Source organism: Butyribacter sp. (genome assembly GCF_056818865.1).
This window is the reverse complement of sequence record NZ_DBLYGC010000041.1, coordinates 1-5,860: the sequence shown is the minus strand read 5'-3', so window position 1 is coordinate 5,860 and position 5,860 is coordinate 1. Positions and strand designations below refer to the sequence as shown.

Here is a 5,860-nt window from a genome sequence, read left to right as displayed (position 1 = left end):
AGTGCGCGAGGCGAACAATTTCGATGAGCCTTGAGGCTCAAGCAGGAAAAAGCCCCTTATAGGGGCAGAGCAAACCACCGGCTAAGCCGGTGGTTATGATTTAGAGAGGAGTACAAATGGGAAAATCTGCAATTTTGAAGAAGATACATAATGCTGCGAAGAATTATCAGAGATATTTGGCTGGAAAAACTTTTATGTATGTATATGAAGGAAAAAGCATTGAGGTAGTTTTCAAAAATTCCTCATTTTTACATTTAACTGGCGTAAATACGAAATTAAAGGCAAAAGAGTTTTATAAACATGCGAAAACCAAGAATGGATTGAAAGTACAAGAGTTTTTCTTTGATAAAGATCATCCGTATGATCTGGCAGAAAAAAAGACGGATCATTTAGAGGATTTATACAGGATTACGAATATGGAAGTTTTGATCACAGAGGATGTAGTTACCTTTACAGCAAATTACAAGATAGGTATTACAGATTTGCAGTTTATTTTATTATGTGGAGAAAATAGAGATAAGCACGGAAAATTGATTGATGATTGTCTGGTGCCATATTCTTTTCGGATAGAAGAAATTGGAAATGAAAAGTTTGGAGAGTTATATGAAGTGGATTTCATTTTTTGTAAGCAGACCAATGAATCAAAATATGAAATAATATCCTATAAGGGGGATAAGGAAATTGGCACAATACCGGAAGAAATAAAGACAAAGATTAGTGATGATTTTGTATAAAGTGAGGGGCAGTATAGAAATGAATCAAAACACATTGAGAGGCAGGTGACCGTAATATGAAGCTAAATATAGGAAATCATGAGTTTACAGAATTATGGGATGGCGTTTTATACAAAGCTTTGTCGGATTATCCGAACGTAAGTGATAATGAAATGAAAGATATAATTGACTTTGTGAATTATGAGAAAAATCACGGAAGAAAATGTGAAATTGAGGCTGACAGGGACGATATTTTACAGTATGTTCAGAAAGAAATGCTTAATCTGGACAAATATAAGAATGTACGTAGACCTGAAATTATAAGGGAATGTACAGCATGTAAAGCAAGTGGTGGCTGTATGACAGATTTGGTGTGTCATACGGCACCTTTAGAAAATGCAATTTCTATTTTGAAATGTGGTTCTTTACTATCTGCTGTAAATGCAAGGAAACTTTCAGATACTGTTTTACAGAAAGAAGATAGAAATGCAGCAAATGATCCGACAGATTTTTTTCATTATGTAATGTTTTCATGGGGAAACTGTCAGGCAGGGGACAGATTGGTAATGGAGAGAAAACTTGGAAGAAGTCCTTCACAAGACGAGATGAGTGCAGGCTTTACGCCAGGTGTACGATTTTATTTCAAGTATGATGATTTAGAAAAGCATCCACTGGTTGTGCACGATGGCTTTTTACCTATTAAGGTAAAAGATGAAGTGGAGCTGGCTGATTATGTGTATATGATTGTCATTCCGTTTGAATACAAGGATCAAATAATGAAAGTTATGCCTGAAAAACTGTCAGACAGAGCGTTTTGCTTGAGCCATGATAAGTTGGATGTATGGCAGTGGTCAGAAAAAGTGTATTCCTTTGTGCATGATATAGCAAAAAGCGATGTTGACAAAACAAGAAGCCACATTATACAGCAATATCGGAATCAACAAGCTTGAAGAAATGTTAAAAGTTCCAAATTGCCCATTTGTTTTATATGTTGAAAAGAAAAAGCTGACAAATCAAAGGGGATTTGAAGAATATTTGCCCAAGCAGATCAAAAGATTCGATTTTACATTTCCCACATTTTATGCTATGATTAAATTTGAGTTTTGCGACTCATTTATAAAGAAATCGACCAGATTGCGGATGCTTTGAAAGTGGTTTAATTTTTTTTGCTCTCAAAAATTGGTACATGATTGGTACGTTAACCAAAATTTTTGAGGGCAGAAAAATTGCTGTCTCGAAAAATTGGTACATAAATTGGTACATAAACGAGATGCCAAAACCCGCAAGCCCCGTAAAATCAAGGTTTACAAGAAAGGAAAGATAGAAAAATGAAACTAGGAATTGTTGGTCTTCCAAATGTTGGAAAAAGTACATTATTTAATTCACTTACAAAGGCAGGAGCAGCGGAGGCAGCAAATTATCCGTTTTGTACTATTGAGCCTAATGTGGGTGTAGTACCTGTACCGGATAAGAGATTGGATGTTTTGACAAAGATGCATAATTCTGCAAAGACAATTCATGCGGTTATTGAATTTGTGGATATTGCTGGACTTGTAAAAGGAGCATCTAAAGGTGAGGGACTTGGCAATCAGTTCTTAGCCAATATCCGTGAGGTAGATGCTATTGTACATGTGGTTCGCTGCTTTGATGACAGTAATATTGTGCATGTAGACGGAAGCGTTGATCCGTTGCGTGATATTGAGACAATCAATTTGGAACTTTTATTCTCAGATTTGGAGATTTTGGACCGCAGATATTCAAAACTCGTGAAGAGTGTCAAAAATGATAAAACTCTTGTGAAAGAGTTTGAGCTTGTTGAAAAGCTGAAAAAACATTTGGAGGATGGAAATCTTGCAAAGACATATGAGACGGAAGATGAGGATGAAGAAGCATTATTGGAAAGCTTCAATCTTTTGACATATAAGCCGGTGATTTATGCAGCAAATGTTTCAGAGGATGACCTGGCTGATGATGCAGCTTCTAATGAATATGTTGCAAAGGTAAGAGAATATGCAGACAAAGAGGGTTCAGGAGTTTTCGTAATCTGTGCACAAATTGAACAGGAAATTGCAGAATTAGAGGATGACGAAAAGAAAGAATTTTTGGAGGATCTTGGATTATCTGAGTCAGGACTTGACAAACTGATTGCAGCAAGCTACAAACTTTTAGGTTTGATTAGTTTCCTTACAACAGGTGAGGATGAGACAAGGGCTTGGACGATTACCGAGGGAACAAAAGCTCCTCAGGCAGCAGGTAAGATTCATACTGATTTTGAACGTGGATTTATCAGAGCTGAAGTTGTAAGTTATGATAATCTCGTAGAGCAGGGGAGTATGAATGCTGCTAAGGAAAAAGGGCTTGTTCGTTCAGAGGGAAAAGATTATGTTGTTCAGGACGGAGATGTAGTTCTTTTCAGATTTAATGTATAAAGATTTTTGGTTTATGTAAACTTATACATATAGTTAAATTTAAGGGGGATGGCAGATGGGAGCTGACATCAGATTTCCACATTTAGGGATAGAAATTGAGAAGCTTGGCAAGAGCATTTCTATAGGAGGCTTTTCGATTGCATATTACGGAATTATAATAGCATTTGGCATGGTCTGCGGCTATCTCGTAGCGGCATGGCAGGCTAAGAGAACCGGTCAGGACAAAGAAATGTATCTTGACCTTGCATTGTGGGATATTATATTTGCTGTTATAGGTGCGAGAGTATATTATGTTGTATTCAGCTGGGATTATTACAGTAAAAATCTCAAAGAGATAATAAATACAAGAGGCGGTGGACTTGCCATTTACGGCGGTGTCATAGCTGGAGTAATAACAACATTTGTGTTTTCAAAGGTTAGAAAAGTTTCTTTTATGAAACTTTTGGATACTGCCTGTGGAGGACTTCTGATTGGCCAGATAATAGGAAGATGGGGCAATTTCTTTAACAGAGAAGCTTTTGGAGGATACACAGACAGCTTATTTGCAATGCAGATAAAAAGAACTCAGGTTAGTCAGTCGAATATCACGCATGATATTATTAAACATATTGTTGATATCGATGGAGTATCTTATATACAGGTTCATCCGACTTTCTTATATGAGTCTTTGTGGAATGTGATAGTTTTATTGATAATTCTATTTTATACTAAAAAGAAAAAATATGACGGTCAGTTGTTCCTTATATATTTATTGGGATATGGTGCCGGAAGATTTTGGATAGAAGGGCTTAGAACAGACCAGCTTCTTATACTGGGGACGCAGGTTGCGGTTTCGCAGGTATTATCTGCGACAGTTGCGATTGCAGCGGCTGTGATAATGATTGTCATGTTTAAAAAGAAAAAGGATGCAAAATAATAATGACCGACCGGATTTAGATTATAAATAAAAAATTATAAGACAGATTGATTAAATACGAAGGTGGGTTATCACACTAATCAGTAAGTGTGATAACCCACCTGTTTTTGTTTAAAGAATTTGTTTTTTTGTTTCATCATATTATATGCTGCAAGGGTCAAAATATCTTTTACTCCTGACATCGTTATATATAATGATAATATTTTGCTTTTCTGATAAAGAAAGTTGCTGTAACGCAAAGCGTAAAGAGCTCGGCAACGGAAATAGACAGCCATATACCGTTTATGCCTAAAATTACAGGCAGCAACAAAACGGCAGAAAGCTGAAATACAAGTGTTCTTAAAAATGAAATAGCTGCCGATATAGGCCCGTTGTTTAAAGCTGTAAAGAATGACGAACCAAATATATTATAGCCGTTTATAAGGAATGCGAGACAGTAAATTCTAAATCCTGAAACAGTCATTTTATATAGAGATTGGTCATATCCGACAAATAATTTTGAAGCAGGTGCTGCAAGTAATTGTGCGAGTGTAAATATGGACACAGCCCATATACAGATGAGAGTTAAACTTTTTTTAGAAAGATTTTTTAACTCATCGTGATTTTTGGCACCATAGTGATAACTTATGATAGGTGCACTTCCAATAGAATATCCTATAAATATCGCAACAAAAATAAAGTTGACATACATGATTGTTCCGTATGCGGCTACACCGTTTTCTCCGGCAAATTTTATGAGCTGTAAATTATAAAGTGAATTTACGATTGAACTTGAAAGGTTTGTCATAAGTTCAGAGGAACCGTTGGTACATGTTCTTAAAAGAACTTTGCCATAAAAATGTGTTTTTCCGAGTTTCAGAGGACTTGAATTTTTTCGGGCGAAATAAAAAAGTGGCAGAAGACCTCCGATGCACTCTCCACATACAGTGGCAATTGCGGCTCCGGCTAAACCAAATCCCAATAGGGCAACAAAGATATAATCAAGTACCATGTTGGTTACTCCGGCGGCAATGATTACAAAAAGGCCGAGTTTTGGTTTTTCGGCGGTTACAAAAAAGCTCTGAAAAACATTTTGGAGCATAAATGGCATAAGTGAGATAAAAGAGATTCTTCCATATAATACACAGTTTTCGAGAAGTTTTCCGTTTGCACCCAGCGCAATGCTTACCGGGCGCACCAATATTGCTCCAAGTATGGAGAAAGCAAGTCCGCCTATAATTGTGGTGTATACAATCAACGAGAAATATTCGTTTGCCTTCTTATTTTTCTTTTCTCCGAGTGTTTTTGCAACAATTGCGCTTCCGCCTGTTCCCATCATAAAGCCAAGAGCACTTAATCCCATAATAAACGGAAGTATGAGATTTATGGCAGCAAGTGCTGTTTTGCCGACAAAATTAGATACGAACAATCCATCAACAACACTGTATATGGATGTAAATATCATCATTACTATTGACGGATATACAAATTTTAATAGTTTTTTAAATGTAAAATGTTCTGATAATTGAATTGCCATGACTACCTCCGATGTAAATTTTTGAGTTTATTAAATTCAGTGTGTAAAGAGTGTATATATTTATCAAATATATTAAGTACAAAAGTCTGCTCCTGTTCAGTCAATAATGAGAAGGAATTATTCTCACATTTAATGATAGGATAAATTTTTTTACGTATAAGTATTTTCCCTTCATCAGTCAGATTTATTAGGCGTTTGCGAAACGCCACACGCCGCATAAATACGACATTTTTTTGTTACTAAATATAAAAATCTCCTCACGGTTTGTGGTATAATGGAGTTGTTC

The 5,860-nt window shown here is 36.1% G+C and carries 5 protein-coding genes; 4 read left to right on the top strand and 1 reads right to left on the bottom strand.

Going from position 1 to position 5,860, the window contains the following annotated elements; translation table 11 throughout:
- Positions 1-116: 116 nt before the first annotated feature.
- The 4 genes from ACZLXV_RS13020 (at position 117) to lgt (ending at position 4,058) form a co-directional block, all read left to right on the top strand.
- Positions 117-734 carry a PBECR4 domain-containing protein gene (locus tag ACZLXV_RS13020; protein ID WP_482383702.1) on the top strand — a complete coding sequence of 206 codons (618 nt, stop codon included), beginning with the start codon at positions 117-119 and terminating at the stop codon, positions 732-734.
- Between the two features lie 56 nt (positions 735-790).
- Positions 791-1,663 (top strand): hypothetical protein, encoded by an 873-nt coding sequence (locus ACZLXV_RS13015; protein WP_482383701.1) that lies wholly within the window; start codon positions 791-793, stop codon positions 1,661-1,663.
- Positions 1,664-2,041: 378 nt separating this feature from the next.
- On the top strand, positions 2,042-3,142 hold the full coding sequence (gene ychF, locus ACZLXV_RS13010; RefSeq protein WP_367334915.1) for a redox-regulated ATPase YchF: 1,101 nt from the start codon (positions 2,042-2,044) through the stop codon (positions 3,140-3,142).
- 55 nt (positions 3,143-3,197) lie between these two features.
- Positions 3,198-4,058 carry a prolipoprotein diacylglyceryl transferase gene (gene lgt / locus ACZLXV_RS13005; protein ID WP_022224618.1) on the top strand — a complete coding sequence of 287 codons (861 nt, stop codon included), beginning with the start codon at positions 3,198-3,200 and terminating at the stop codon, positions 4,056-4,058.
- 184 nt (positions 4,059-4,242) lie between these two features.
- Here lgt and ACZLXV_RS13000 read toward each other — a convergent pair whose 3' ends face one another.
- Positions 4,243-5,574, bottom strand: a complete 1,332-nt coding sequence (locus ACZLXV_RS13000; RefSeq protein WP_482383700.1) for an MATE family efflux transporter — start codon at positions 5,572-5,574, stop codon at positions 4,243-4,245.
- Between the last annotated feature and the right edge of the window lie 286 nt (positions 5,575-5,860).

Excerpts from the sequence above, each read along its gene's own strand:
- ACZLXV_RS13000 (WP_482383700.1), bottom strand. The coding sequence starts at position 5,574 with ATGGCAATTCAATTATCAGAACATTTTACATTTAAAAAACTATTAAAA.
- ychF (WP_367334915.1), top strand. The coding sequence starts at position 2,042 with ATGAAACTAGGAATTGTTGGTCTTCCAAATGTTGGAAAAAGTACATTA.
- lgt (WP_022224618.1), top strand. The coding sequence starts at position 3,198 with ATGGGAGCTGACATCAGATTTCCACATTTAGGGATAGAAATTGAGAAG.
- ACZLXV_RS13020 (WP_482383702.1), top strand. The coding sequence starts at position 117 with ATGGGAAAATCTGCAATTTTGAAGAAGATACATAATGCTGCGAAGAAT.
- ACZLXV_RS13015 (WP_482383701.1), top strand. The coding sequence starts at position 791 with ATGAAGCTAAATATAGGAAATCATGAGTTTACAGAATTATGGGATGGC.